The organism is Butyrivibrio sp. AE2032 (genome assembly GCF_000702965.1).
In genome coordinates this window covers 1,672,604-1,699,501 of record NZ_JNLF01000005.1, presented here as the reverse complement: position 1 = coordinate 1,699,501, position 26,898 = coordinate 1,672,604, and the positions used below count along the sequence as shown (strand labels likewise).

Here is a 26,898-nt window from a genome sequence, read left to right as displayed (position 1 = left end):
TAAAGCAAAGGGATTACATCATGATCGATTTCTACAACGCATTTATATCGTACAGACATGCGCCGCTTGATTCCAAGATCGCCGAGCACGTTCAGAAAAAGCTCGAGCACTTCCACGTTCCGCATAAACTCCGCGGAAAGATCAGGCACCAGAAGATCACACGTATCTTCAGGGATAAGGACGAGCTTCCTATTACGAGCGACCTGACGGAAACGATCACGCAGGCTCTGCAGAATGCCGAATACCTCATCGTCATCTGCTCAACGAACACAAAAGAATCCTACTGGGTAAAACGAGAGATAAAGACTTTCCTTCAGACCCATTCGGCGAATAATATCCTGACCGTGCTCTGCGACGGCGAGCCTTTCGAAGTTATCCCCGAAGAACTGCTCTCGATTGAAAAACAGTATATCGACGAGAACGGTTTCCCTCACACGGTAAAGGTGCCGGTCGAGCCGCTGTCATGCGACTACAGGCTGCCGATGTCCACGGCAGACAAGGAAGAGCTTCCCAGGCTTGCGTCCGCGCTTTTGGGATGCTCGTACGATGAGCTCCAGAGAAGGACAAGACAGTACAAGATAAGGCGCGCGGCCGCTCTGGCAGGTGTTGTTTTCGCAGCGATGGCAGCATTCGTTGGCTACATGATCTACAGCAACAACAGGATAAACAGTACATATCTCGAATCCCTCCGGAGCAGAGCGGCTTATCTTTCAAATGAATCTGAGCAGCTCCTGGCAGAGGGAAGGAGAACCGATTCGATCCACCTGGCGCTCGCGGCACTTCCCAATGATTCGAACAAGAAGATGCCGGTAACGTCTACGGCTGTCCGCGCCCTCACTGATGCGACAGGCGCATATAGTTGCATTGCCAGTTCACAATACACACCATGCTGGAATTACAAGACGGATAAGCCGATAACACACTTTGCCGCTTCGGATGACGAACACTACCTGGCAGCACTTGACCAGGGAGGAAAGGCATACTGCTGGGATGCTTTTTCGCACAAATGCACTTTCGAGAATGAATGCGAACAGGTTCCGAAAAACATAACGTTCCTGGACGATGATCTGCTCATGCTGACTTACGATTACCGTATCGAAGCATACAGTTACGAGACCGGCGATCTTATCTGGTCTTACGATTCGGAAAAGGAAGCTGCCTTCATAGAAGATGATGTCGTATACAGTTCTCATGCGGTTTATTTCGATGCCGGCGATGGCCGGGTAATAGAGCTGACAACGAGAGACGGAAGCATAAAGAATACTTATCAGGTAAAAGACGCTGCCATTTTCGATGATATCTGTTGTCTTACCGTTTCACCTGACGGAAACCGTTTCGCTTATACCGATAACAGCTTTATCTTCAATGATGAAGGCTATGTCCATATTTACGATAAGACAACGGGAACAACCGTCTCCAAGCCCGTCTACGGTTACTTATTCTATAATTTGGAATTCATCGACAACGATCATGCCTGTGCAATAACCACTAACGGCACGGGGCTTTATTCCACGGCCTATTCCAATGAGATGACATTCATAGCTGAAGAGTCGGTGAATCTGTTCTGCTTTGACTGCGTTTCAAACAAGGACTGGGAATCGGAATTGACCGTATCGGATCTTGTGCTCCGCTCCCATATCAGAAATCTTCCTTCCCGTAACGCAGTATTATTTGCATTAGGAGAAACCGCGACGATCCGCGACATTGATACAGGCGAAGAGCTCAATAAATACGCCACCGGCAGTACGATCATTGCTGTTGATGATTTCAACCACAATGACTTCCCCGAATTCATTTGCAGACAGGGTGAATACATTCTCACGATAAGTGCAGATAACAACAACATGGCCGAATTCCAGCTTCTCGGCAAGGATATAACCTTCGCTAAAGTAAACGAACTGCTCTATACTGTTCCGAGAGACGGTTGCGATATCATCTGTTACAACCGTTATCTTCAGGATGACGAATGGACGGAGATCTCCTCTTATGGCGGCTTTGTGACAGGATCATCGTATCAAACCTTCTATACGGAAGACGATCTCCTTATCATCGCGGCAAGAGTACACAACACGCATGACGTCAGGGTAAGCGCTGTCAACATGGCAGATGGCGAGCTAATATTCTCTGATGATATTCCCGACGTCGACAGCCTCCTTAATAATTTCTTCATTGACCGCATCGATGATGAGTACTATGGTTTCTTCGGAGACAGAGCATTTCTTATCGATGTTGAACATGAGGAAGTCAGAAATACGGACATAGTATTTGACACCTTAGATTATATATCGAACGGCAAACGCTTCACATTGTCCAGAAAAACCACAAAGCTTGACGTAACAGTCTCGGATATTGACGGTTCCCATTCAAAAGATTTCAAGACTCTTGATGTCGGAGAAGACGCAAGCACCTTCTTCCGCGGTATTTACTACCTCAAGGATGTGAACAAGGCTTTCATCCCGCTGGGGAACAGGCTCATTGCTGCAGACCTTGAATCCATGAAGCTCAAGGAAATAAAGATTCCCTGCAAGTGGATGGAAAATGTCTCGGCAAAATACTTTTTTACGGCATCTGAGGACGGCTCGCAGTTCTTCTTCACGGACGGATGCAACGCCTTTGTAACCGACAGTTCATTTAAGGAAATGTACAGTTTCACATTCAAGAGCTCCGCCCGCTACAGCGCGACCTTCAGAGATGGCATCCTGTATATTGTTGCCGACAATTTCCTTATCCTGCGCGATGGGACTACAGGCCAGCTTCTGAACAAATACGAGATGGGCGTCTACGGAAGCGGCGCTGCCACTTTCCGTTTTGATGACAAGAACCACCTGCTCTTCATCCAGAACGGCGACGAAATAAACATCTTCGACACGGAGACCTGGGTCGAGGTGGCCGATGTACGCGGTGTATACTGCTATCATGAGAAATCCGACCGTTTCTTCGTATATTCTTATATGACAGAAGACGATTGCCGGGTAGGTTACATCGATCACTATACCGTGGATGATCTGATCGAAAAGGGAAAGAGGATCCTGGACGGTCATGAACTGTCTGAAGAGGTACGGGCTGAATACGGTATCTGACGGGTATCGGAAATGGAAGTTTTATTCTGTTTCCGATACTTTTTTTCTTTGAGCAGGTATCGAAAAAGAGGAGTTTTCCCGGATTCCGATACCTTGTATTTTCGAAGGTATCGAAACGCAAGAATTCTCCCGGATTTCGATACCTTAGCCATACAACCCGTAACTAACATCCCGCCACAAAAGGCAAATTATCCCGAAGGCCTTATTTTTCGCGATTTGGGATAAATTTTAAACGGCAAATTATCCCAAACTTTCAAAAACACTTCACTTGGGATAAATTCATGACCGATTTTTATCCCAAACCGTCCAAAAACCTTTCTGCGGGATAAATTCATGCCCGTTTTTTATCCCAAAGTCTCGAAAAATGAATAAACGGGATAATTTCAGCATATTGCGTCCTGACCTTACCAAAACCATTCCCGGAACCAGCCCGGAACCTTACCGAAACCTTCCCGGAACCAGCCCGAAATCTTTCCGGAACCTTCCCGGTATACATTTCAAAAACCGCATCCTGCCTCACAGAAACCGCCTGACAGCAAACAACCCGCGCCGTTTGTGGGCGCGGGTTGCGAATTAACAGTGTTACTTTACGGAAAAACCGTTTATTACAGTGCCTGGTATGTCCTGTCGAAGATATCAATGTTGATGATGTAGATATCGTGCTCGTCATCGGCTCTTACTGCGATATAGTCGCCTACACGGCCGGAATAATATTTGTCATCGGACCATGCCGTGAAGAGCTTTACGGGCTGCTCCAGAGGCTTTGCGAATATGATCGTGCTGCCGGTGGATCTTACGGTCTGGGCAAAAGGCAGGACCTTCTTGATCTCGCCTGTCGAGGTGTTCCTGATACGCGGCTCGTACTCGAAGTCCCTGGTGTAGCGGAAATTCGTGAACTGGTAAGAGTTCATGAGCTTCTGCTCCTTGATGGGATATATCTCACCCTCGATGCCGATCATGAGGTAGTCATCTTTCTCGACGACGGTATCAACGTCTCCTTCGAGAGTTCTTATGTTGATCGGTGTTCCCGCGGGGAAAACATCAGTGAGCTTAACGGCACCGAGAGACTGCTGGACTTTTTTGTAGCGTTTCATTCTCGATGTGTCGAGAGTGGTGTTCTTGGCATAGATTACGGCATAGCTGTCATAATACTGGACCATCCTCTCCTCGAGGACTTCCTTCGCGGGCCTGTCAAGGAGCTCTGCCCTGATGGTGCCGCCGGCCTTGAGCATATGGCCGCCGCCGCCGCCAATACCGTCAGCCAGGAAAGCCGCGAGCTCATTGGCGTATACCTCGCGCGAGCAGCTCCTGACGGAGAACTTGACCTCATAATTGGTAACGTAGAAAGCAAGGCAGACGTCGACATTCTCGGTCTCGAGCGCGAAATCGCTTATGACGCCCAGGATGCAGGGATCGCAAGCCTCGGCCTCGATGACCAGATATTTGTTGCTGTCGTGATACTCGTAGTTCAGGATGGCCTTGCCCGTGATCATGAGCTCATCGAGAGAGATGTTCGAATTGACCATGGATGTGATGACGCTCTTGTTGTAGATGAGAGAATCCATCATATCCCTGTCTAACGGGTGGGAGACCTCCGACAGCTTGTTGGTGTCGGAGAAAAGGCCGTAATAGAGAGCCGTAGCGACAAGTCTGTTGTCGTTCGGGTCCATGCCTTCGTTCTTGATCATGTCCCAGACGACCGTCGCGCAGCTGCCGATGTCGCTGCTGATATGCGTGAGGGATCTTACGGAATCGACTACCTGTCTGTGGTGGTCGATGATCGCAACTCTTTTTGCTTCCGTCTTTGTGACGTTCTTCTCGCCGTACTGGCAGTCGACAGTGATGAGAAGATCCGGCTCTTCTGCAAAGAAAGGCTCGTAACTTACGGGGATCTCAAGTTCTCTTACCATGATGATCAGATTGCTCTTGCGGATCTCATTCCTGCCTCTGTAAATGAACTTTACTGACTTTTTGTTTTGCTCGAAATACCACTTCAGCGCATAGCCTGACGCAAGCGCATCCGCATCCGGATTATCGTGACACTGGATCACGATATTGTCGAATTTTAAAAGGTTCTTTAATTCCATATACTTCCCCGATCGTATAAATCATGTTCCCGTATTTTACCAAAAAGCATGAGTAAACGCACCCCGCTTATGTTGCAATGTGAAGACATATAGTTTAAGTTATCCGTGTCGTCCGCGAAGGACGGTAATGTCAGAAAAGAACGGAAACACGGAAGTCTGATATGGGGAGCACGAAAACAAAGAGCGGCGCATTAGGCGACATCCTGATAATAATTGCCGGACTGTTCTGGGGAAGCATGGGCATCTTTGTACGCCACCTGAACGGCTTGGGATTCACATCCATCCAGGTCGCCTGCCTGAGGCTTACGATGGCAGGTCTTATTTTCGCCGTCATACTCCTCATAAAAGATCCGAAGGGCTTTAAGATAAACCCGAAGGACATACCTCTTTTCCTTGCGCTCGGCCTTGTGAGCATCCTGTTCTTCACCTGCTGCTACTTCACGGCCATAAGGCTCATGACCATGTCCACGGCCGCGATCCTTCTCTACACTTCGCCAATCTGGGTCATGATCCTGGCGATAATATTCCTCAAGGAAAAGATCTCGCTTCAGAAAGTGATCGCTCTCATCCTCGCTTTTGCGGGCTGCGTCCTCGTATCCGGATTCGGAGGAAAGGTCACGTTAGGCGGCATTCTCGCAGGCCTTGGTTCGGGTCTGGGCTACGGCCTTTACAGCATCTTCGGCACATTCGCCCTGAAGAAATATACGCCTTACACCGTAACCTGCTATACGTTCCTCATCGCAGGCGCAGGCTCCGTTTTCGTTGCGGATCCCGCTGATCTTTTCAGCAAGATAGCAAATACGGAAAGCAAATTGGGACTGCTCGGATTCGTCGTGTTGACTTCGGTCGTCACGGCTGTCATCCCGTTCCTGCTCTATACTCTCGGACTCAACAGAACGACTGCCGGAAAGGCCGCCGTCCTTGCGACGATCGAGCCTGTGGCGGCCACGCTTTTCGGCGTGTTCGTCATGAAGGAGAGCATCGGCGTCATAGCTGTTCTCGGAATTTTACTGGTGCTCGGCGCGATCGCCGTTCTCAGCGTGAAAAAGGGGCATAGTGAACCGGCTTAAATTTATAAACTTATAATGCCAAATGATCTTCTCAGGATCGAAAAGGGGATAATAATATGAACTTGAAAAAATGTGTTTCAGCCGTAATGCTGATCGTTGTAACGGCTTTTTGCCTCTGCTCCTGCACTTTCGGAAAGGACAGGGTCCGGATCCCGCACCGCTATGCTTCCGCAAAGGAAGGGCGCGAGCTGATGCTCTCAAATGATCAGTATTACGATGCGTTCTCGCAGAACGATCTCGATTTCAAGATGCAGAAGACCGGTGCGACAATGGACGAATACAAAGAGTTTGCAGCCTCACAGGTTCAGGATTTCACGGTCTTTGAGAGATCCTTTATGGACCGTCATATCAGAAAGATGGAAAAGACCCTTGAAAAGAACGGTTATGTCCTTCCGGAGATCGACGAGATCGTATTCATAAAGACCACAATGCAGGAGGAAGGCGGCGCCAGCGGCTATACGCACGGCACGCAGATATATCTGAGCGGCGTGCTCATTTCGACATATACATTAATGGACGCCATTCCGGGAGCGACGGATTATTTCGATGAGCTGCTGTGGCACGAGCTTTTCCACTGCCTTACCAGATGCAATCCCGATTTCAGGGAGGAGATGTATTCGCTCATCCACTTCACGGTTACGGATTCCGATTATGAACTTCCGGAAAGCGTTTTCGAGTATCACATATCAAACCCTGACGTCGAGCATCACAACTCTTACGCGACGTTCATCATCGACGGAAAAGAAGTCGACTGCTTCACGGATTATGTGACCACGATGCATTACGATAAGGCAAGGGCAAGTTTCATGACGTGCAGCGGGACGGCACTGGTGCCGACGGACGGAACGGACATCTTCTACACACCGGATCAGGCATCGAACTTCGATGAAGTATTCGGAACCAACACCGGTTACGTTGTCGATCCCGAAGAATGCATGGCGGACAACTTCGCGTATGCAATGCTGTACGGCATAGAAGGCAAAAACGGCAAGGGATATCCGAACCCCGAGATCATACAGGGCATTATCGATTATTTAAAACGCTGATATCAGGGTTCCATATGGAACATTTCATGAAGACCCGAGCCTGCGCTTAAAATCAGAGTATCCGAAATCAGTAAGTCTTTCCGCGCGGCCGTCTTCTTTTAATCTGTAGATGTCCGGCAGCGGCATTCCGTTAAAAGTATTGTTCTTGCATGTCGTGTAGATCGCCATGTCGCCGAAAACGAGCAGGTCGCCGGTCTTAAGTTCCGCGTCAAAACCGTACTGCCCGATCACATCACCCGAGAGGCATGTGGGGCCGGCAAGCCTGTAACAGTACTTCTTTGAGTTATCGCTTGCTGCATTTAAGAGCGGCGGAGTGTACGGCATCTCGATGACGTCAGGCATGTGGCACGCGGCGCTGGCATCGAGGATTGCGATCTTTATGCCGTTGTTTTCGACTATATCGAGCACGCGGGTAAGAAGATAACCCGCATTTAACGCAACAGCTTCACCGGGCTCAAGATAGACTTGAACATCCCACTTGTCCCTTGCGTATATGAGCAGCTCTTCGAGTTTTGCCACGTCATAGCCGGCCTTTGTTATATGATGTCCGCCGCCCATGTTGAGCCATTTCATTTGCGGCAAGATGTCGCCGAACTTTTCCTCAACGGCGCGGAGAGTGATCTCCAGCGCATCCGAACCCTGCTCGCAGAGCGTGTGGAAATGTATGCCGTCCAGAAGCGCTATCGCTTCAGGCGTCATCTCCCTGTCCCAGATCCCGCGCGTCACGCCCAAGCGGCTCCCGGAAGCGCACGGATCGTAGATCTCGTGTCCTTCCTGCGTCGAGCATTCGGGATTGATGCGCAGACCCAAGCTCCTGCCTGCTTTCTTTGCGGCAGGTCCGAACTTCTTTAACTGGTATATCGAATTGAAAACGATGTGGTCCGCACATGATATGATCTCGCTGATCTCGTCATCACGGTATGCCGCACTGAACACGTGCACCTCACCTTCAGGCATCTCTTCTTTTCCGAGTTTTGCTTCGAAAAGACCGCTCGCCTCAGTTCCGGAAATATATCCGGAGATCAAAGGATAGAAATCGTAATTCGAAAATGCCTTTTGAGCGAGCAGTATCCTGCATCCCGTATGAGAGATGACTGAAGCAAGAACTTCCGCGTTCCGCTCCAGCTTCTTCTCATCGATGACATAACAGGGGGTCTTCAGACCCTGCCCCGCTTTCAGAACAGATGATACGCCGTCGAAAACCTGATCCATGGCTGTCAGTCCACTAATACGGGAGCGAAGTTTTCGCTTCTGGGAAGACCGTACTTATCGAGCGCGTCAAGGAAAGGATCGGGATCGAACTCCTCTACCGTGTGAACGCCCTTTTCGGTCCACTTGCCCGTAAGGAGCATCAGCGCGCCGCACATTGCGGGTACGCCGGTCGTATAGCTGATCGCCTGGCTCTCGACTTCTTTGTAGCATTCCTGGTGGTCGCAGACGTTGTAAATATAGTAAGTCTTGTCCTTGCCGTCCTTCTTGCCCGTGAAGATGCAACCGATATTCGTCTTGCCGTGAGTGCGGGGACCAAGGCTCGCGGGATCGGGCAAAAGCGCCTTCAGGAACTTGATGGGCACGATCTCGTGACCCTCAAAATTGATGGGCGTCGTGGATAGCATGCCTACGTTCTCCAGGCACTTCATGTGCGTAAGATAGCTCTGTCCGAAAGTCATGAAGAAGCGGATGCGCTTTACTTCGGGAATGTTTACCGCAAGAGATTCCAGCTCCTCGTGGTGGAGAAGATACATGTCCTTCATGCCGACGGCATCGAAATCGTATTCTCTCTTGATGCTCATGGCGGGGATCTCCACCCACTTGCCGTTTTCGATGTAGCTGCCGGGAGCGGAGACTTCGCGCAGGTTTACTTCGGGGTTGAAGTTTGTCGCGAAAGCATAGCCGTGATCGCCGCCGTTGCAGTCTAAGATATCGATGGTGTCGATGGTGTCGAACTCATGCTTTTTCGCATATGCGCAGTAAGCCTGTGTAACGCCGGGATCGAAGCCGCAGCCAAGGAGCGCGGTAAGGCCGGCCTGTTCGAACTTTTCCTTGTAAGCCCACTGCCAGCTGTAGTCGAAGTATGCGGAGAATCCCTTCTCTTTGCATCTCTTCTTATAGATTGCGCGCCACTCCGGATCGTCCGTATCCTCAGGCTCGTAGTTTGCCGTATCCATATAGTTGACGCCGCAGATGAGGCAGGCGTCCATGATCGTCAGGTCCTGATAAGGAAGCGCGATGTTCATAACGAGATCGGGCTTATAAGAATTAATAAGTTCAACAAGCTCATCGACCTTGTCAGCATCAACCTGCGCGGTCGTAACGACAGTCTTTGTCTTTCCCTTAAGTGCTTCTGCCAAAGCGTCGCACTTGGACTTTGTGCGGCTCGCGATACAAAGCTCCGTGAAAACGTCATCTGCCTGGCAGCACTTTCTGATCGCAACATTTGCAACGCCGCCGCATCCGATTACCAATACTCTGCTCATAACCTGTTCCTCCTGATTATTTATTGATGGAAAGGATCAATTCCCTTAATACCTTGCACGCAACCGCAGTCGACGCGCCGCTCTGGTCGAGCATCGGCGCGAGCTCGTTTACGTCCGCTCCGACGATCTCCGTCCTGCTGACCTCAATGATCGCGGAAAGCAGTTCGGTAAAGTTCACGCCGCCTGCCTCGGGTGTTCCCGTACCGCAGAACACGGAGGGATCGAGACAGTCGAGATCGATCGTGAGATAGACGGGAAGCTTGTCGGAACTTAGCTCCTCGCAAAGCTCCTTGAGCCCGTCGAAATCAAATTTATGCATGTCCGTGTGGCTGTCCGCAAAACGGAATTCCTCACGGTCGCCGCTCCTGATGCAGAACTGGTGGATCTTTCCGTCACCAACGAGATCGTGGCAGCGCCTGATGACACAGGCATGGCTTAAGTTCGCACCAAGATAGTCGTCACGCAGATCCGCGTGCGCATCGAAATGGATGATGTGCATTTTCGGATACTTCTCAAAGACCGCTCTTACCGCGCCTAAGGTGACGAGGTGTTCGCCTCCGAGCATTATGGGAAGCTTGCCGTCGTTAAGGATCCCTCTTGTCTGCTCCTCGATGTCATTAAGCGCCGCTTCAGGCGAACCGAAGCAGAGCTCCAAGTCACCGCAGTCGAAGACTTTGATGTCCGTCAGATCCTTATCCTGATAAGGACTGTACGTCTCTATGCCGAAGCTCTCGTGGCGGATCGCGGCGCTTCCGAATCTCGCGCCGGGCCGGAAGCTCGTCGTGGAATCAAAAGGCGCGCCGAACAGCACGATGCCTGACTCTTCGTATGAACCGTCGCAGCCGATAAATGTCTCTACATTCCTGTTCACGATTCCACCTCCATCAGCATCTTCTCGAGATATGCCGGCAGATAGAACGAGCCTATGTGAAGCTTGGTCGTATAGTACTTCGTGCTCAGGTGCAGGCTCTTCCATCTCTCCTCGTCGAAATCGTCGATCGGATGATATTTCTTGCTCGCAAAACCGAACAGCCAGTAGCCGGCCGCATATGTCGGGATATGCGCCTGATAGACGCGGCTGATCGGGAACGTGTTTACGATCCTCTTGTGGCTCCTCTGCATCGCTTCGGCATCGTGCTTATAGAACGGGCTTCCCTGCTGGTTGACCATGATGCCGTCACTCCTCAAAGCGTTGTAGCAGATGCCGTAAAACTCCCTCGTGAAGTAGCCTTCCGAAGGTCCGAACGGATCGTTGGAGTCGACGATGATGAGGTCGTATTCGTCGCAGCTCCTTCTTATGAATCTCAGCGCGTTATCGAAATAGATATGCACGCGCGTATCATCAAGCTTGCATGCGTTTTCGGGAAGGTATGTGCGGCAGGCTTCAATTACCTGGGGATCCATTTCGACCAGGTCGATGCGCTTTACGCTCTCGTATCTCGTAAGCTCCTTTACGACACCGCCGTCTCCAGCGCCGATAACGAGAACGTCCGAAACGTTGGGATGAACCGACATCGGGATGTGCGTGATCATCTCGTTGTAAATGAACTCATCACGTTCGGTCAGCATTACGTCTCCGTCAAGAGCCAGTACTTTTCCGAACTCGGGCGTGTCGAAGATGTCGATCTGCTGATAGTCGCTCTTGCCCGAATAAAGATGTCTCGTGACACGGAGACTGTGACGCACATCGGGCGCATGATATTCACTAAACCACAGATTCATTCGCTTTGGTCCCTCCTTATATCAGAACGTTGATGTTGTTAATGTCCGGATCCTCGGAACCGGTCATGGAGCAGCCCTTTGCCTTGGCATACTGAATGTACTCTATTATGTTCGCAGTGATCCTTTCGCCCGGCGCGAGGATCGGGATTCCCGGCGGATAGCACATAACGAACTCGCTGCAGACCTGACCGATACTGTCCTTGAGAGGAACGCTCTTCTTCGCGGAATAGAACGCGCTCTGCGGACTGCAGACGACCTCCGGATCTATATATTCCTGACTTAAGAGTCCTGCGGGGTCTTTCTTATATCTTCTGCGGATCTCGGCGAGTGCGCTTACGAGCCTCTCCAATTCCTGCATCCTGTCGCCGATGGAAAGATATGCGAGTATGTTTCCGATGTCGCCGAACTCGATCTGAATGTCGTATTCGTCTCTTAAGATGTCGTAGACTTCGATGCCCGCGAGACCGATGTCTCTCGTGTGGACACTGAGTTTTGTCGGATCGAAATCGAAGATCGAATCGCCGTTGATCATCTCGCGTCCGTATGCGTAATAACCGCCGATCGCGTTGATCTCCTCCCTGGCGTATTCGGCCATCTCGACGACCTTTCTGAATACCTCTTTGCCGCGGAGCGCCAGGTTCCTGCGGCTGATATCAAGACTCGACATGAGAAGATAGCTTCCCGACGTCGTCTGCGTAAGGTTGATGATCTGTCTTACGTGTCTCTCGCTGACATTCTCGCCGACGAGCAAAAGGCTGGACTGCGTAAGGCTTCCGCCGCTCTTGTGCATCGATACGGCTGCCATGTCCGCACCTGCTTTCATGGCGGAAACAGGCATGTTCTCACCGAAATAAAAATGCGTTCCGTGAGCCTCGTCAGCAAGGCACAGCATGCCCGCATCGTGAGCCATCTTGACGATGGCGCGGATGTCGCTGCAGATGCCGTAATAGGTCGGATTATTGACCAGGACCGCGACGGCATCCGGGTTGGCATCGATCGCCTTTTTCACCTGGTCGCGGCTCATGCCGAGTGAGATACCCAGGCGGTGATCGACTTCAGGATTTACATATACCGGTATGGCTCCGCAGAGGACCAGCGAGTTGATAACGCTCCTGTGCACGTTACGCGGCAGGATTATCTTGTCTCCGTGCTTGCAGCAGGAGAGCACCATGCTCTGCACCGAGCTTGTCGTACCGCCGACCATGAGGAATGCGTTTTTCGCTCCGAAAGCATCTGCCGCAAGGAGTTCCGCTTCGCGGATAACCGATATCGGATGACAAAGGTTATCCAAAGGCTTCATGCTGTTTACGTCGACACCGACGCACTTCTCTCCGAGAAACGCGGTAAGTTCGGGATTGCCCTTTCCGTGCTTATGTCCGGGCACGTCGAAAGGCACGACTCTCATTTCGCGGAATTTCTCAAGAGCCTCATAGATCGGCGCGCGTGTCTGATCCAGATCCGTTCTGTCCATAGTCCACCTCAATATAAAAAACGCAAGCTGTGATTACACAACTTGCGTCTGATCTTCAATATAACCATTTACTATCCACATACGGCCGTCACGTAACGTACCGGTATGACGAATATAGGGCAGAGTCTATATAGCAATACTACTTTTACTACTCTTATTGACCATTTCACAAGTTTGCGTTTTTCACGCATCCGGTTATAAAGTAACCAACTTATAAAACTGAGCTTCTAACTCAATCAATAGACCGGAAGATCCGATCATCGGCAGTGGACCCGGCTGTCCGTATGGCCTTGACTCTTCGAGAGAGTGGTCCGTAAAATCACCTAAGACTCTGATAAAACTTCGTCTCTGCTGGATATCTTATGTCTCCATAAAACACGGGTAATTATACAGTGTGCGTATATGTACGTCAACGCTGCATGATTACCCGTTCTGTGTAATGTTCTGCTCCCGTTCAGCACTTTAGAGATAGTCCTGAATAGGTTTTTTCCAAGATCAGGGCATATTTTCCCGGAAAATTATGCCCTGAAAAGCGAAAAATCCGTAACCTCATCAGGACATGTAGTCACCGTTAAACGAAACAAGTGTTGCCGAAGTAACGCCCTTGAGCTCGTTTATGCTGTTTACAAAACCGGTTGCAGCATCCTTGATCCTGACTTCAAGAGTAAACTCGATGCCGGAATCGTTGACTGTCTTGGACTTGATCACATATTTGCCGACAGACTTTTCGATTATCTGCATGGCGCTGGCCTCAGTCTTTTCGTTGTTGCAGTTAACGACAAGGATATAAGGCGTGCTGGTGATCTTCTGCTTTATGAAGATGATGAAGATCAGGCCGATAACAAGTGAACCGATGACAGCCAGCGGGATCATGCCTGCGCCGATGACTATGCCTGCTGCCAGGGACCAGAACAGGAAGACGATCTCCATGGGTTCCTTGATCGCAGCACGGAAACGTACGATAGAGAGCGCACCGACCATACCGAGCGAGAGAACGACATTTGACGTTACCGCCATGATAACGAGAGTCGTTACGAGAGAGAGTCCTACAAGAGCCATCGCGAAACCTTTTGAATACATGACGCCGCTGAACGTCTTCTTGTAGATCAGCATGATGAACAGTCCTATGACCAATGCGAAGATCATACCGATCAACACATCCAAAGCTGAAAACTCCGTAATGCTCTCCAGAAAGCTCGACTTGAAAATGTCACTGAAATTCATTTATGTTACCTCCAAAAAATTAACCGAATCTCCGGCATGCGCCGTATTTTGAAAATGCCTGTTGTCTTAACTCGGGGACCTGGACTATGTCCTGGATTATCTCCGGCAGGAATGCGTCATATTTGACTTCAAGAAACATATCCTGCGGTGTGTCCGTCGCACTGATATTGCTTATCTTTTTATCCAGGAATCCCGACGAAAACAGGCTGGTCCTGATCTGCGAATCAAACGTTACACGGACATTTCCCGCTTTGTATATATAGGGTTCTCTGACATATGAGACCAGCACCCTGGGCTTTAACCTCTGATATATCATCTTTGCGTAGAACTCTTTTACGAGATCGTTTTCGTGTTCACGCATGAACGCGATGTCACCGTTCAGTATCTTTCTGAATTCCTCTTCCGTGATCGGCACGTCGTATTTCAGACAGAGGCTGTCGATCTTCATCTTTTTCTCAAGGGTTATAAACGAAAGATCATCGTTATAGTATCTGATCCTGAACTTTTCCCTTTTTCCGATGCCGTCTATTTTCTCTTTCAGCGCTTTGTCATCGCTGTTGTCGAAATAAACGCTCCGGATGAGATATCTGCCGCTTGAGTCAACATGAGGATCGGGCAACATGACCGCCTTCAGCCTGCTCCGCATGGCAAGATAATCGGAATAGGATATCGCGAACTTGAGTTCATGGCGGTAATCCTTCTCTTCCTTCATTCCCTAAGCTCCTTTCATGCAGTCTTTGCGACTGTACCACAGGATGATACAGCGGCTACCTTAAATGAACTTAAAAAAGCTTTTGCAACGTACTGAAAACAGTCTGCAAAAGCTTTTCGGATCCTGTATAGGCAGCCGGATTTGAATCCAAACGGCAGTATATGTTGTTCGAACACTCATGTTCCTTTATTCTTAAAACTTAAAATATATCCCACTCTGTTTCATAATAGCATTTGCGGTAAAGCGTGACTTTATCTTCTCATATTCAGCCATTAGACACCAAGCAATGCCTTTCAGACAAGAAAGTAAGATCAATTATGTCAGCCTTACTATTATTTAATTGAAGCAACTCCGGAACAGCCACACGAACTTTTTCGATCAGCGCATCAAATGAACCCGATTCTAAAACCAATCCGGGTATATTCTCACTGGTTGCAATATACACAGCAGCATCACTGTCCCATGTAACATTAATTATGCACTTCATGCGTAACTTGCTCCTTTTCCGTTTTTATTATTTTATCATGGCATATTTAGCACGACACCTTTCCCATCCCTACGTCAAGTAAAAAAGACCTTTGCAACTAGTTAATTTGCTGAAGGCAAATTACTGTCCATATGTTGCAAAGGTCTTTTGATCTTGGCGCTCCAAGCAGGAATTGAACCCGCATCTGCGGTACCGGAAACCGCCATTCTATCCATTAGACTATTGGAGCATTTTGAACCCGGTTATTATACAGCATCGCCGTCAGGCTTGTCAGCAGGCGCCGGCGTCTTGTTCTCTTCAAGGATCCGCAAAAGCCCGACGATCTCGGAAACTGTCTTGTCCTGCTTTGTCGAAGACGGCTTGAAGAGCATATACGGCAGGGTTCCCGTGGCATTGATGGAAACACGCGCACCGTAGAAACTGTCGCGCATGAGAGCACCGAAAGCCTGCATGTCTATCTGAAGGTTGGGATTCAAATAAAGCCTTACGCCGGCGTTCTTGATCGATGCTTTCACAAAGCCTAGAAGACGTGCGCTTGACCTGATGAGCGAGATGCCCGAAAGGATGTAGACTTCCGGAGGAGCATCGCCGTAACGGTCCGTGATCTCATCTAAGAAATCGCTGTAGGACTCAAGACCCGAGATGTCACCGATGCGCCTGTAGCAGCTCATCCTTGCAGCCTCATCCTGAATGTAGGAAGAAGGGATGTATGCATCGTAATCGACTTCGACGGTAAAGCCCTTGTCCTCGCTCTCGGCGTGACCCGTGATGACGTCTGTATCGAGGACCGCGTCCTTGCCTTCCTTGAGGAGCCTTACCTCTTCATCAAGGAGCCTGCAGTAGAGTTCATAGCCGATGACGTCCATCTGGCCGTGCTGTTCGGCGCCGAGAAGGCTGCCCGCGCCTCTTACCTCAAGGTCACGCATGGCGATCCTGACGCCGGAACCGAGCTCCGTGAACTCGCGCAGTGCGTTCAGTCTTTTCGTTGCTTCCTCATTGAGGGGAGCATCTGCGTTATATGTGATGTAGGCATATGCCTGTCTGTCGGATCTTCCGACACGGCCCTTTATCTGGTAGAGCTGCGAGAGACCGAAGCGGTCGGCGTTCTCGACTATGAGCGTGTTGACGTTCGGCATGTCGACGCCGTTTTCGATTATCGTTGTGCAGACGAGGATGTCATACTTGCCTTCGATGAAGTCGGCGACCACGGTCTCCAGGCCGTTCTCAGGCATCTGGCCGTGCGCATATGTGACGCGGACGCCTGGCATGCTCTTCGCGAGGGCGTCTGCGACCTTGTCGATATCGGACGTCCTGTTGTACAGGTAGAATATCTGGCCGCCCCTTGCGATCTCTCGCATGCAGGCCTGAACTATTATCTGTTCGTCGTAGCCCAAGACGTAGGTCTGGACGGCGCGTCTGTTGAACGGTGCCTCTTCAAGAACGGAGATGTCCCTGATGCCTGAAAGCGACATGTGAAGCGTTCTCGGGATAGGCGTGGCCGAGAGCGACAATACGTCGACATCGGTCTTTAAGGACTTGATCTTTTCCTTGTGGTTAACGCCGAAGCGCTGCTCCTCGTCGATGACGAGAAGTCCCAGCTGGGGCGGTTTCACGTCGTTTGAAAGCACTCTGTGAGTGCCTATTATGACGTCTATCTTGCCCTTCTTTATGTCGATCAGGTTCTGCCTTATCTGAGCCGCCGGAACGAATCTCGAGAGCAGGCAGACATTGACGGGGAAGTCTTTGACTCTCCTCATGAAATTCTCGTAATGCTGCTGTGCAAGGAGCGTTGTCGGCGCGAGCATTATTACCTGCCTGCCGTTCATAACAGCCTTGAACATCGCCCTGAAAGCGACCTCTGTTTTTCCGAATCCGACGTCTCCGCAAAGGAGCCTGTCCATCGGTCTTTCCGATTCCATGTCGGCCTTTATCTCGTGTGTCGCGCGGAGCTGGTCATCCGTCTCGACAAACGGGAACCTGTCCTCGAACAGCTTCTGCTGCTCATCGTCGGGAATGCACGCAAAGCCTTTGTTTACGCTTCTTGCAGCGTATATCTTCAGCAGGTCGTAAGCGACCTTCTTGATGGCTTCTCTGGCCCTTGAAACGGACTTCTTCCACTCGTCGCCGCCGAGCCTGGAGAGCTTGGGCTCCTTCTCGCCCGGACCGACGTATTTCTGCAGTGAATCGAGATTCTCGGGAAGGATATAGAGAGTCTCGCCTTTTGCATAAGTGAGCTTTAAGTAATCCTTGCGGATATCGCCGACCTTCATGTTAATGAGGCCTTCGTAGCGGCCGACGCCGTGCTTGTCGTGTACTACGTAGTCACCCGGTTCGATCTCGCTGAAGAACTTGATCCTGTTCCCGCCCTTCTTCTTTTCGGGACGCTTCTGCTCGGCGCCAAAAAGCTCCTGTTCACCGAAAATCGTGAGTCCGATCTTCGGATACGAAAAGCCTGCCGGAAGAGGCGCGTCGATTATCTCGGTGAAGCATTCGTGCTCGTTAAGGCGCTCCTTGAGTTGCTCGTAACGTCTTCCGTGATGGGCAACAAGATAGATGTTGTCCGTGTTCTTTATGAGCGCTGAAAGTTCCTCTGCGCGGCCCGAATAATTGTCTGCGGGAAAACCCGACACCGTAACAGTCGATCCGCCCGGCAATCCGTTGCCCGGAGACTGGAACATAGACAGTGTAACAATGTTATCAAGCTTATCCAGGGCCACCATGAGCTTCGAAATGTTGACCATGGCGGACGGCGAGCATGTCGGCGCGATACCGATCTCGAAAGAGTCACGGCAGCGCTGCGCGTACTCACCTGCATATGAATTCATCCTTGCGTCTATGTCGACCATCTCGTCGGCGAAGAATACAACTTTGCCGGCATCGACATAATCGACCGCAGTACCGAAATCCTTAAGTATTATTCCCAACCATCTCGCAATGCCGGACGGCTCGATTCCGTTTCTGATCTTCTCGGCGTCGCCCGTAGCGGTCCTCGACAGAAGCTCGGCAGCACGTCTCACCTCTCTCGTCGCCGCATTCATCTTTGAAAGATCCTCATGCGCACGCGCAAGGATAAGGTCCGCGATCTCATCCCTTTTGTTTTCGGGGAAAGCGTAAACGGAAGCGGGTACGGCAACCGTCTCGGTGAGCTGGCCCGTGGAACGCTGCGTCTCACGGTCGAATGTCTTTATCTGATCTATCTCGGTATCGAAGAAACTGACTCTCACAGGCTCGGTATATGAGGGCGAATAGATGTCCACGATGTCTCCCCTTACGGAGAACTCGCCCTTTTCCATGACCTGCGGAACATTTTCGTAACCGTTTAAGAGGAGCGCCGCGACAAGGTCGTCACGCTCGTATTCCTGCCCCACTTTAAGCTTAATGATCCTCTTTGCGAAGACCTTCGCGGGCTCTAACTTGTTCAGAAGGGCTCCGGCCGTTATTACGGCTGCCCCGAATCCGCCCGTAACGAGCTCTGAGAGCGCAGCTGTCCTGCTGAGCTCTAATTCTCTTGAAGATGCTTCGGCGCTTACGAGAGACAGTTCTGAAGGCGTCAGAAGGGTAACGGGACCGTCCGTAAAAGCCGCGCAGTAGGATGCTGTAGTCCTCGCCCTGGCGCTGTCCGGTTCGATGAATACGGCCTTGCGTCCGTTCATGTGTGCCAGAGCCATAGCAACATAGACCTTCTGCTCTGCACAAAGGCCGGTGATGTTAAGGTGTTTTCCGCTGCTGATACTTGCGGCAAATTCCGAAGCGAGCTCTTTGTCGGACCCGACTTTTTCGAGGAGCTCTATGAGCTTTTTATCCATTGGAGATGATCTCCTCGATCGCATCGCAGGCCTTTACGAAGGCATCGTTCATGAGCTTACGGTCATCGGCGGGCACTTCTGAGAGAACGTAATTTACCAGTTCCCAGTTCTCGGGGACCGGTCCCGTGCCTATCCTTACTCTCGGAAACTCCTCGGTTCCCAAAAGCTGGATGCAGGATCTCATGCCGTTGTGCGTGCCGGCGCTTCCCTTCGGCCTTACCCTTATGGTGCCTTTCGCGATGTCGATATCGTCGTAAACCGTGATGATGTTCTTCGGCGGGACCTTATAGAAACGGCTGATCTCCACGAGGCACTCGCCGGAATTGTTCATGTATGTGGTGGGCTTGATTATGATGACATCCTGTCCCTTGATCTTACCCTTGCCCCAAAGGCCCTTATACTTCTCTTTTCCGAGAAAAATGTCATGCTTATCCGCGAGCATATCCACAGCGAGATATCCCATGTTGTGCCACGTATAAAGATACTGTTTTCCCGGATTACCGAGCCCGGCTACTATCCACATTCCAAGACCTTCCGGAGGATATCAGAACTCTGAACGCCTGTCGTCGAGTCTTATGTAATTCTCGCCTCTCATACGGCTCTTGTTTGCGACCCAGTTTTCCTTGTTGAGCTGCTTGGATCTGCCGATACCGAGAGACAGGGCGGGAACGTCGGAAGTGATCGTGGAACCTGCAGCGATGTAGCAATCCTTGCCGAGAACGACGGAAGAAACGATATTGGAGTTGCCTCCGATGAATACGTTGTCTTCGATCGTGCAGCCGATCTTGTCCTGACCGTCAAAGTTACATGTGACAGTACCGCATCCGAAATTGACGTTGCGGCCGACCTTTGAGTCGCCGATATATGTAAGGTGTCTTGCTCTCGTATTCTCGCCGACCGTTGAAGCCTTGACCTCGACATACGCGCCGAGCGTGACCTTGTCTTCGATACGGCACTCGGGTCTGATGTGCGTGTAAGGTCCGATACGGCAGTTCTTGCCGATAGAGCTGTTGGTTACGATGGAGTTATCGACAACCGTGCCGTCGCCGATATCAGAGCAGTCGATCCTCGTGTTCTCACCGATGATGCAGTCCTCGCCGATATTGGTGTTACCGAGGAGCGTAGTGCCCGGAAGGATTACCGTATCCTGTCCGATCTCAACAGCATAGTGGATCCATGTGGCATTGGGATCTACGATCTCTACGCCGTTTTTCATGTGGTAGTTGAGGATCCTGTGATTCATTATGTCTCTTACCTGGGCAAGCTGGATCCTGTCGTTAACTCCCCTTGTGTCATCGAAATCGCAGACAACGGCACCTACTGTGTAGCCGTCGCCGATGAGGATGCCGATGGTGTCAGTAAGGTAATACTCCTTCTGCGCGTTGTTTGCGCCGATCCTTCCCAGAGCGGAAAGGAGCAGAGGAGTCTTGAAAACATACATTGAGGAATTGATTTCTTTGACCTTGAGCTCTTCGGGCGTGCAGTCCTTGTGCTCAACGATCTTGGTAACGTTGCCGTCATCTCCCCTGATGATCCTGCCGTATCCTGTCGGATCGTCAGCCTCAGCCGTGATGAGGATGGCTGCGCAATTCGAAGTGGCATTCTCGAAAGCGTCGAGCGCCTTCTTGATCGTGTCTGCCGATACCATCGGGCAGTCGCCGGGAAGGACTATCGTAAGTCCGTCTCTGCCTTCAAGGAAAGGAGCAGCCTGCATTACCGCATGACCCGTTCCTCTCTGTTCTTCCTGGAGCACATAGGCAACATTTTCGCCTAAAACGCCTCTGATCTCAGCCTGTGCCTCACCTACTATATATACCTGATCCTGGCAGCCTGCCTCCTGAAGAGCATCAGCCACCCATTGGATGATCGGTTTGCCCGACACCTGGAACACGACCTTGGAATGCTTGGACTTCATTCTCGTGCTTTTTCCTGCCGCCATAACAACCGCACTGATTTCCATATTAAAACCTCTGTTATAAATTATTCGGGAATACCCTTAGCATTATAGCAAATCTTTATACCTAATTAAATGAGAAGCCCTGCACTTTTAAGGACAAAGCGCAGGGCTGTGATTTCTGTTTGTTCGCCCGTAAACGCAGCGAAATAAGTATTTCCCTTTATCAGAGACCCTCTACGGAAGCGATAGCCTCACGCATATTTGCCTCAGATTTCTTGAGAAGCTCATACTCTTCGTCTGTGAGACGCATGTCGATGATCTTATCTACACCGTTAGCGCCGATAAGAGCCGGAACGTCGAGAGTGACACCGGAGATGCCGTACTCGCCGTTGAGTCTTGTGGAAACTGTTCTGATCGTGTGCTCATCTTCTGTGATGGATCTGAGGAGTGTTGCGGCGCTTACTGCGATACCGTTGAATGTAGCGCCCTTGAGCTTGATGATCTCTGCGCCGGAAGACTTTGTCTTCTGAGCGATCTCATCCTTAACGTCCTGACCGAAAGGTACGCCGATTGCTTCTGCATACTCGTCGATGGACATACCGGCAACGTGAGTGTGGCTCCATGCAGGGAACTGTGTCTCACCGTGCTCGCCGAGGATATAACCGTGAACGTTTCTTACGTCAACTCCGAGCTTTCTGGAGATAAGGACTCTGAAACGTGCGGAGTCGAGGTTCGTACCTGAACCGATAATGAGATTTGAGGGAAGTCCGGACCACTCTGCAACCTTATATGTGACGAGGTCGCAAGGGTTGGAGATTACCATGATGACACCCTTGTTGTAGTGCTCCATGATGCTGTCTGTGATCGTATGAGCGAGCTTGACGTTCTTCTTTGCAAGGTCAAGTCTTGTCTCGCCTTCTTTTCTCGGGATTCCTGCAGTGATGATGATGCAGTCAGCATCCTTAACATCTGCATAGTCGCCTGCGTGGATATACATATCGCCGATGAACGGAAGTCCGTGGCTGATATCAAGAGCTTCACCGAGAGCCTTTTCCTTATTGACGTCAATAAGAACGAGCTCAGAGCAGAGCTGCTGCATTGCGATTGCGAAAGCGGTTGTTGATCCTACCGCACCTGCGCCGATTATGGCGACTTTGGTTCCTTCTTGTTTGTACATAGCGTTTACGCCCCCTTTATAGCAATACGAATGATATCAAGAAAAAATCTTCAAATAAAGTCATTATTCGTTATGATTTTTACCTAAAAATAGTACTCGTATGCCCTTTTTAGCGGTTATTTTAATAATTTGATAATCAAACTTTTATTTGGCGTTTTCATTTCATTCCTGAAAGACGAAAAACGGCGCAGAACCTTAAAGTCCCGCGCCGCTTGGCATTTTTATTTAAGCCTTTGAGTCGATCAGATCTCCTGAGGGAGCTCCAGTGTTCTCTCGGCATTGAGCTTTGCACAGAGTTCGACGAACTTGTCCAAAGCCACGCCCTGAAGCTGCTTGTTGGAGCCTCTGACGTTTACGGATACCGTATTCTCTGCCGCTTCCTTATCGCCTACAACGAGGATATAAGGATCCTTCATCTGCTTGAATCTCTTGATCTTGTCTCTCATGTTGACGTCAGTCAGGTCAGACTCGACTCTTACGCCGGCCTTTGTGAGCTCAGCAGCTACCTTCTGGGCATACTCGTTGTGCTCGGGTCTGATCGGTACGACTGCTACCTGATAAGGATTTAGCCAGAACGGGAACGCACCCTTGAAGTGCTCTGTGATGATGCCGATGAAGCGCTCGAAAGAACCGAAGATGGCTCTGTGGATAACGATAGGCATCTTCTGTACGCCGTCCTTGTCGACATATGTGAGCTCAAAGTTATGAGGGAGCTGGAAGTCGAGCTGTACGGTACCGCACTGCCACTCACGTCCTAATGCATCCTTGATCTGAAGGTCGATCTTCGGGCCGTAGAACGCGCCGTCGCCTTCGTTGATCTCATAATTGCCGTCACCGTACTTCTCGTCAAGGATAGCCTTCAGGGAAGCCTCAGCAGCGTTCCAGGACTCGATATCACCCATAAAGTCGTCAGGTCTTGTGGAGAACTCAGCCCTGTATGTGATACCGAATGTCTTGTAGATCTCGTCTGCGATTGCGATTACGTCCTTGATCTCATCCTTGATCTGCTCAGGTGTTACGAATGTATGGTCATCGTCCTGACGGAATTCCTGTACTCTGAAGAGACCGTTCATCTGGCCTGACTTCTCCTTGCGGTGGAGAACGTCATACTCGCTGTAACGGATAGGAAGTTCCTTATAAGAGTGCATTGTACGCTTGTAGGACATCATGGCATTAGGGCAGTTCATAGGCTTTGCTGCCATTGTGTCTTCCGCATCTACCGAATACTGCTCGGGAGCTTCCTCGCCCTGAACAGCGTCTGTTGCATTTACACCCTTTGTGATACCGGGAACTATGAACATGTTGTTCTGATAGTGTGCCCAGTGTCCGGAAATGAGCCAGAGCTTCTTATTGTTGATAAGAGGTGCCGAGATCTCTGTGTAGCCGTGCTTTCCCTGGATCTCACGTGAATACTTCATGAGTTCCTGATAAAGGATCCAGCCCCTCGGGAGCCAGTATGCCATACCCGGAGCTGTCTCACGGAACATGAAGAGGTCAAGGGCAGTACCGATCTTCTTGTGGTCTCTCTCCTGTGCTTCCTTGAGCCATGCGAGGTGTGCCTTGAGCTCATCCTTTGACGGGAAAGCAAAGAGATAGATTCTCTGGAGCTGATCTCTCTTCTCATCGCCTCTCCAGTAAGCACCGGATACATTCTTGATCTTGAATGCGGCGCTGAAGAGTTCCTGTGAATTGTCTACGTGAGGACCACGGCAAAGATCAACATAGTCATCACCAGTGTAATATATCGAAATAGTCTCATCTGCGGGCAGATCGACTATAAGCTCATGCTTGAACTTCTGATCCTTGAAGAGTTCCAAAGCCTCATCGCGGGAAATGACCTTACGTGTCCAGTCTTCCCTTCTTTTGATGATCTCGTGCATCTTGTCTTCGATGGTCTGGAAATCTTCCTCTGTTACTGTTCTCGGAAGGACGAAATCATAATAGCAGCCGTCCTCGATCTCAGGTCCGATAGCATACTGTACCTCTTTGCCGTAAAGCTCGATAACGGCTTTAGCAAGAATGTGCGCAAGAGAGTGACGGTACACCTTCAATACTTCTTCTTTTTCCATTTTAAGTTCCTCCTCTAGAGTTTTATGCACAGAACCGCTGTGCAGATAGTAGAAGATTGTACCACATATAAAATAAAAATGTTGATAATAAAGGCTTTTCTATAAATAACTACATAAATATATAGAGAAACCGTTCAAAAACGGCGGCAAAAGCAAACGTTTGTTCGTAAAGTAAAAGCCCCTCCGTAAAACGGAAGGGCTTCTGTGTTCCTGGCGGAGGCTGTGGGATTCGAACCCACGTGGCCCGTGAAGGCCAAACAGTTTTCAAGACTGCCTCGTTATGACCGCTTCGATAAACCTCCATACCTAAGGCACTTAAGTATACAAAAATAAGTAAGAGAAGTCAACCGGAGACAAAGGAAAGCTGTATCAGGTGCTTTAATGCCGGGACACCCGGAAATAACCCGATACAGCTTTACCATATACTGTCTTCTCTATCAGTTGCAGAGATACTCGATCAGTCTGTCGAGATCTGCGTAATCCTTATAATCGATCACGATACGGCCGCGGCCGGTCGATCTGTCGTTGACCTTGAGCTTTACCTTTGCGCCGAGCTGTTTCTTAAGTTTGGTCTCAACTTCCGTTGCGCTCAGAGTGAAGCGGACATCGGGTTCGTCAACGGGATTCTTCTTTGAAGGATTATTCTGAGCTTCTATGTACTTTCTGACAAATATCTCAGCCTGTCTGACGTTCATGTCGCGTGCCATGATGACGTCGGCAACCTTGCGCTGGTCTTCCTTCTGCTTAAGGCCGAGAATGACCTTGGCATGACCTTCAGAGAGATCTCCTCTGCTGACAAATTCCTGGAGAGATTCATCGAGGTTTAAGATACGGAGAGTATTCGCGATCGTTGCCCTTGGCTTGCCGAGCTTCTTGGCGAGCTGCTCCTGAGTGAGTTTATGAGCCTCAAGAAGATTCTGCATCGCGGATGCTTCTTCGATAGGATTCAGGTCCTCTCTCTGAATGTTCTCGATAAGAGCCTGCTCCATCGTCTCACGGTCTGAAAGCTCTCTTACGATTGCCGGAATTACAGTGAGACCTGCGATACGTGCGGCTCTCCAACGGCGCTCGCCTGCGACGATCCTGTATCCGTCACCCTTACGCTGAACGATGATCGGCTGGATGACGCCATTCTCTTCGATAGAAGAAGCAAGCTCCTGAAGTGATTCATCATTGAATACTTTTCTAGGCTGACCGTTGTTGGGGGAGATGTCATTGATCTTAAGATCTACAACTGAATCTCTCTTGTTCTCAGGAATGCCGTCTGTTGAAAGAAGAGCACCCAGACCTCTTCCCATGGCCTTGCTCTCAGATACGGTCTTGACCGCAGTCTTCTTAACAGGAGCATCTGCTTTAACGGGAGCAGTTGTGTTCTTCGCTGCCGCTTTAACTGCTGTTTTCTTTGCAACAGGCTTCTTTTCAACAGTCTTTTTAGCAGCTGTCTTCATCTCAGCAACCTTTTTAGCAGCAGGTGCTGCCTTTACAGCGGTCTTTTTTGACGGAGCCTTTGCTGCAGGTTTTACAGCAGGCTTTCTGCCCGGTTTCTTTGCTGCAGTCGTTTTAGTTTCGGTTGCTTTCTTTGCCGTTGCAGCCCTCTTGACAGGAGCAGCCTTCTTTACCGGTTCAGTCTTTTTAGCGCCTGCAGTTTTCTTAGCTGAAGCTGTGGCTTTCTTGGCAGGCGCAGCGCTCTTTGCAGTTGTCTTTTTTGCTGTTGTGATCACTTTCTTCTTAGGTGCTGACTTAACTCCGCTTCCTAATCCCTTCTTGATGTTAGCCATATTCTTTCTCCTTTATGCTCTCTTTATGACTTCCTTTGCCAAAGACTCATATGCCCTGGCGCCCTTTGAATTCTTATCATAATCACAGATGGCAAGGCCGTGGCTCGGTGCCTCTGCAAGTCTTACATTTCTGGGGATTACAGTCTTGAAGACTTTCGTACCGAAGTACTTGTCTGTTTCTTCCTTAACCTGTCTGGAAAGCTGTGTTCTCATGTTGAACATTGTGAGTACAACACCCAGTATCTCAAGATCAGGATTAAGTTTCTTCTTAACGATGTTTATCGTATCCATAAGCTGGGAAAGACCTTCCAATGCATAATATTCGCCCTGGATCGGTATGATCAGTTTATCGGATGCCGTCAGTGCATTAATGGTCAGAAGACCGAGTGACGGAGGACTGTCAAGGATAATGAAATCGTAAATATCACTTACAGCGCTTATAGCATTTTTCAGTATCTGTTCTCTTGAGATTACAGTAACAAGTTCGACCTCTGCACCGGCAAGATTTATATTGGTAGGGCAGATGTCAACGTTATCTGCATTAGTCTCATAGATAACATCTGATATTGGAGTTTCGTTGATAAGAACATCATATACAGTCTGTTCAAGTTCTCTTTTATCAATGCCCAAACCGCTTGTAGCATTGGCCTGAGGGTCCATATCGATCAACAGGACTTTCTTCTTTTTCTTACCGAGAAAAGCTGCAAGATTTACTGCAGTTGTCGTCTTTCCGACGCCGCCTTTCTGGTTTACAAGAGCAATTACCGTCGCCATATTTGACTACTCCTTTTAATG

Annotated in this window: 19 protein-coding genes and 2 tRNA genes; 3 read left to right on the top strand and 18 right to left on the bottom strand. The window is 49.9% G+C overall.

What is annotated here, in order from left to right; all coding sequences use genetic code 11:
• Nucleotides 1-20 precede the first annotated feature (20 nt).
• A complete protein-coding gene (locus BO18_RS25165) occupies nucleotides 21-3,080 on the top strand; it encodes an outer membrane protein assembly factor BamB family protein (RefSeq protein ID WP_034450432.1) in 3,060 nt (1,019 codons plus the stop codon).
• Nucleotides 3,081-3,685: 605 nt separating this feature from the next.
• Here the strand turns inward: BO18_RS25165 and BO18_RS25155 are convergent.
• Nucleotides 3,686-5,167 (bottom strand): DHH family phosphoesterase, encoded by a 1,482-nt coding sequence (locus BO18_RS25155; RefSeq protein WP_034450430.1) that lies wholly within the window; start codon nucleotides 5,165-5,167, stop codon nucleotides 3,686-3,688.
• A gap of 161 nt (nucleotides 5,168-5,328) precedes the next feature.
• Between BO18_RS25155 and BO18_RS25150 the strand changes: the two genes are divergently transcribed.
• A complete protein-coding gene (locus BO18_RS25150) occupies nucleotides 5,329-6,237 on the top strand; it encodes a DMT family transporter (protein WP_051689143.1) in 909 nt (302 codons plus the stop codon).
• 56 nt (nucleotides 6,238-6,293) lie between these two features.
• The gene (locus tag BO18_RS25145; protein ID WP_034450429.1) at nucleotides 6,294-7,283 is read left to right on the top strand and encodes a hypothetical protein; all 990 of its coding nucleotides are present in this window, start codon (nucleotides 6,294-6,296) and stop codon (nucleotides 7,281-7,283) included.
• A gap of 24 nt (nucleotides 7,284-7,307) precedes the next feature.
• On the opposite strand, the gene nspC is transcribed toward BO18_RS25145, so the two are convergent.
• From nspC to BO18_RS25060, 17 genes are all read right to left on the bottom strand, one after another.
• Nucleotides 7,308-8,495: a carboxynorspermidine decarboxylase gene (gene nspC, locus BO18_RS25140; RefSeq protein WP_034450428.1), complete on the bottom strand. Its 1,188-nt coding sequence runs from the start codon at nucleotides 8,493-8,495 to the stop codon at nucleotides 7,308-7,310.
• Nucleotides 8,496-8,500: 5 nt separating this feature from the next.
• Nucleotides 8,501-9,760, bottom strand: a complete 1,260-nt coding sequence (locus BO18_RS25135; RefSeq protein WP_034450427.1) for a saccharopine dehydrogenase family protein — start codon at nucleotides 9,758-9,760, stop codon at nucleotides 8,501-8,503.
• A 16-nt stretch (nucleotides 9,761-9,776) separates the two neighbouring features.
• Entirely contained in the window at nucleotides 9,777-10,634 is an 858-nt protein-coding gene (gene speB / locus BO18_RS25130) for an agmatinase (protein ID WP_034451762.1), read from the bottom strand.
• Nucleotides 10,628-11,482, bottom strand: coding sequence for a polyamine aminopropyltransferase (gene speE / locus BO18_RS25125; protein ID WP_034451760.1), 855 nt, complete (start codon nucleotides 11,480-11,482; stop codon nucleotides 10,628-10,630). Before speE ends, speB begins: the two co-directional genes overlap by 7 nt.
• Nucleotides 11,483-11,498: 16 nt before the next feature.
• Nucleotides 11,499-12,953, bottom strand: a complete 1,455-nt coding sequence (locus tag BO18_RS25120; protein WP_034450425.1) for an aminotransferase class I/II-fold pyridoxal phosphate-dependent enzyme — start codon at nucleotides 12,951-12,953, stop codon at nucleotides 11,499-11,501.
• Between the two features lie 552 nt (nucleotides 12,954-13,505).
• On the bottom strand, nucleotides 13,506-14,177 hold the full coding sequence (locus BO18_RS25115; protein ID WP_034450424.1) for a DUF4956 domain-containing protein: 672 nt from the start codon (nucleotides 14,175-14,177) through the stop codon (nucleotides 13,506-13,508).
• A gap of 19 nt (nucleotides 14,178-14,196) precedes the next feature.
• Entirely contained in the window at nucleotides 14,197-14,889 is a 693-nt protein-coding gene (locus BO18_RS25110; protein ID WP_034450423.1) for a polyphosphate polymerase domain-containing protein, read from the bottom strand.
• 265 nt (nucleotides 14,890-15,154) lie between these two features.
• Nucleotides 15,155-15,376, bottom strand: a complete 222-nt coding sequence (locus tag BO18_RS25105) for a DUF1902 domain-containing protein (RefSeq protein WP_034450422.1) — start codon at nucleotides 15,374-15,376, stop codon at nucleotides 15,155-15,157.
• 154 nt (nucleotides 15,377-15,530) lie between these two features.
• Nucleotides 15,531-15,605: transfer RNA gene (locus BO18_RS25100), tRNA-Arg, on the bottom strand.
• Between the two features lie 16 nt (nucleotides 15,606-15,621).
• Nucleotides 15,622-19,182 carry a transcription-repair coupling factor gene (gene mfd / locus BO18_RS25095; protein ID WP_051689142.1) on the bottom strand — a complete coding sequence of 1,187 codons (3,561 nt, stop codon included), beginning with the start codon at nucleotides 19,180-19,182 and terminating at the stop codon, nucleotides 15,622-15,624.
• On the bottom strand, nucleotides 19,175-19,705 hold the full coding sequence (gene pth, locus BO18_RS25090) for an aminoacyl-tRNA hydrolase (RefSeq protein WP_034450420.1): 531 nt from the start codon (nucleotides 19,703-19,705) through the stop codon (nucleotides 19,175-19,177). Before pth ends, mfd begins: the two co-directional genes overlap by 8 nt.
• A gap of 21 nt (nucleotides 19,706-19,726) precedes the next feature.
• Nucleotides 19,727-21,142, bottom strand: a complete 1,416-nt coding sequence (gene glmU / locus BO18_RS25085) for a bifunctional UDP-N-acetylglucosamine diphosphorylase/glucosamine-1-phosphate N-acetyltransferase GlmU (protein WP_034450419.1) — start codon at nucleotides 21,140-21,142, stop codon at nucleotides 19,727-19,729.
• Between the two features lie 160 nt (nucleotides 21,143-21,302).
• Nucleotides 21,303-22,256, bottom strand: coding sequence for an L-lactate dehydrogenase (locus BO18_RS25080; protein ID WP_034450418.1), 954 nt, complete (start codon nucleotides 22,254-22,256; stop codon nucleotides 21,303-21,305).
• Between the two features lie 242 nt (nucleotides 22,257-22,498).
• Complete coding sequence (gene thrS / locus BO18_RS25075; protein WP_034450417.1) at nucleotides 22,499-24,325, bottom strand: threonine--tRNA ligase; 1,827 nt, start codon at nucleotides 24,323-24,325, stop codon at nucleotides 22,499-22,501.
• 211 nt (nucleotides 24,326-24,536) lie between these two features.
• Nucleotides 24,537-24,627: transfer RNA gene (locus tag BO18_RS25070), tRNA-Ser, on the bottom strand.
• A gap of 135 nt (nucleotides 24,628-24,762) precedes the next feature.
• Nucleotides 24,763-26,103 (bottom strand): ParB/RepB/Spo0J family partition protein, encoded by a 1,341-nt coding sequence (locus tag BO18_RS35785; protein WP_051689141.1) that lies wholly within the window; start codon nucleotides 26,101-26,103, stop codon nucleotides 24,763-24,765.
• A gap of 12 nt (nucleotides 26,104-26,115) precedes the next feature.
• Nucleotides 26,116-26,877: a ParA family protein gene (locus BO18_RS25060; RefSeq protein ID WP_034450416.1), complete on the bottom strand. Its 762-nt coding sequence runs from the start codon at nucleotides 26,875-26,877 to the stop codon at nucleotides 26,116-26,118.
• Nucleotides 26,878-26,898 lie beyond the last annotated feature (21 nt).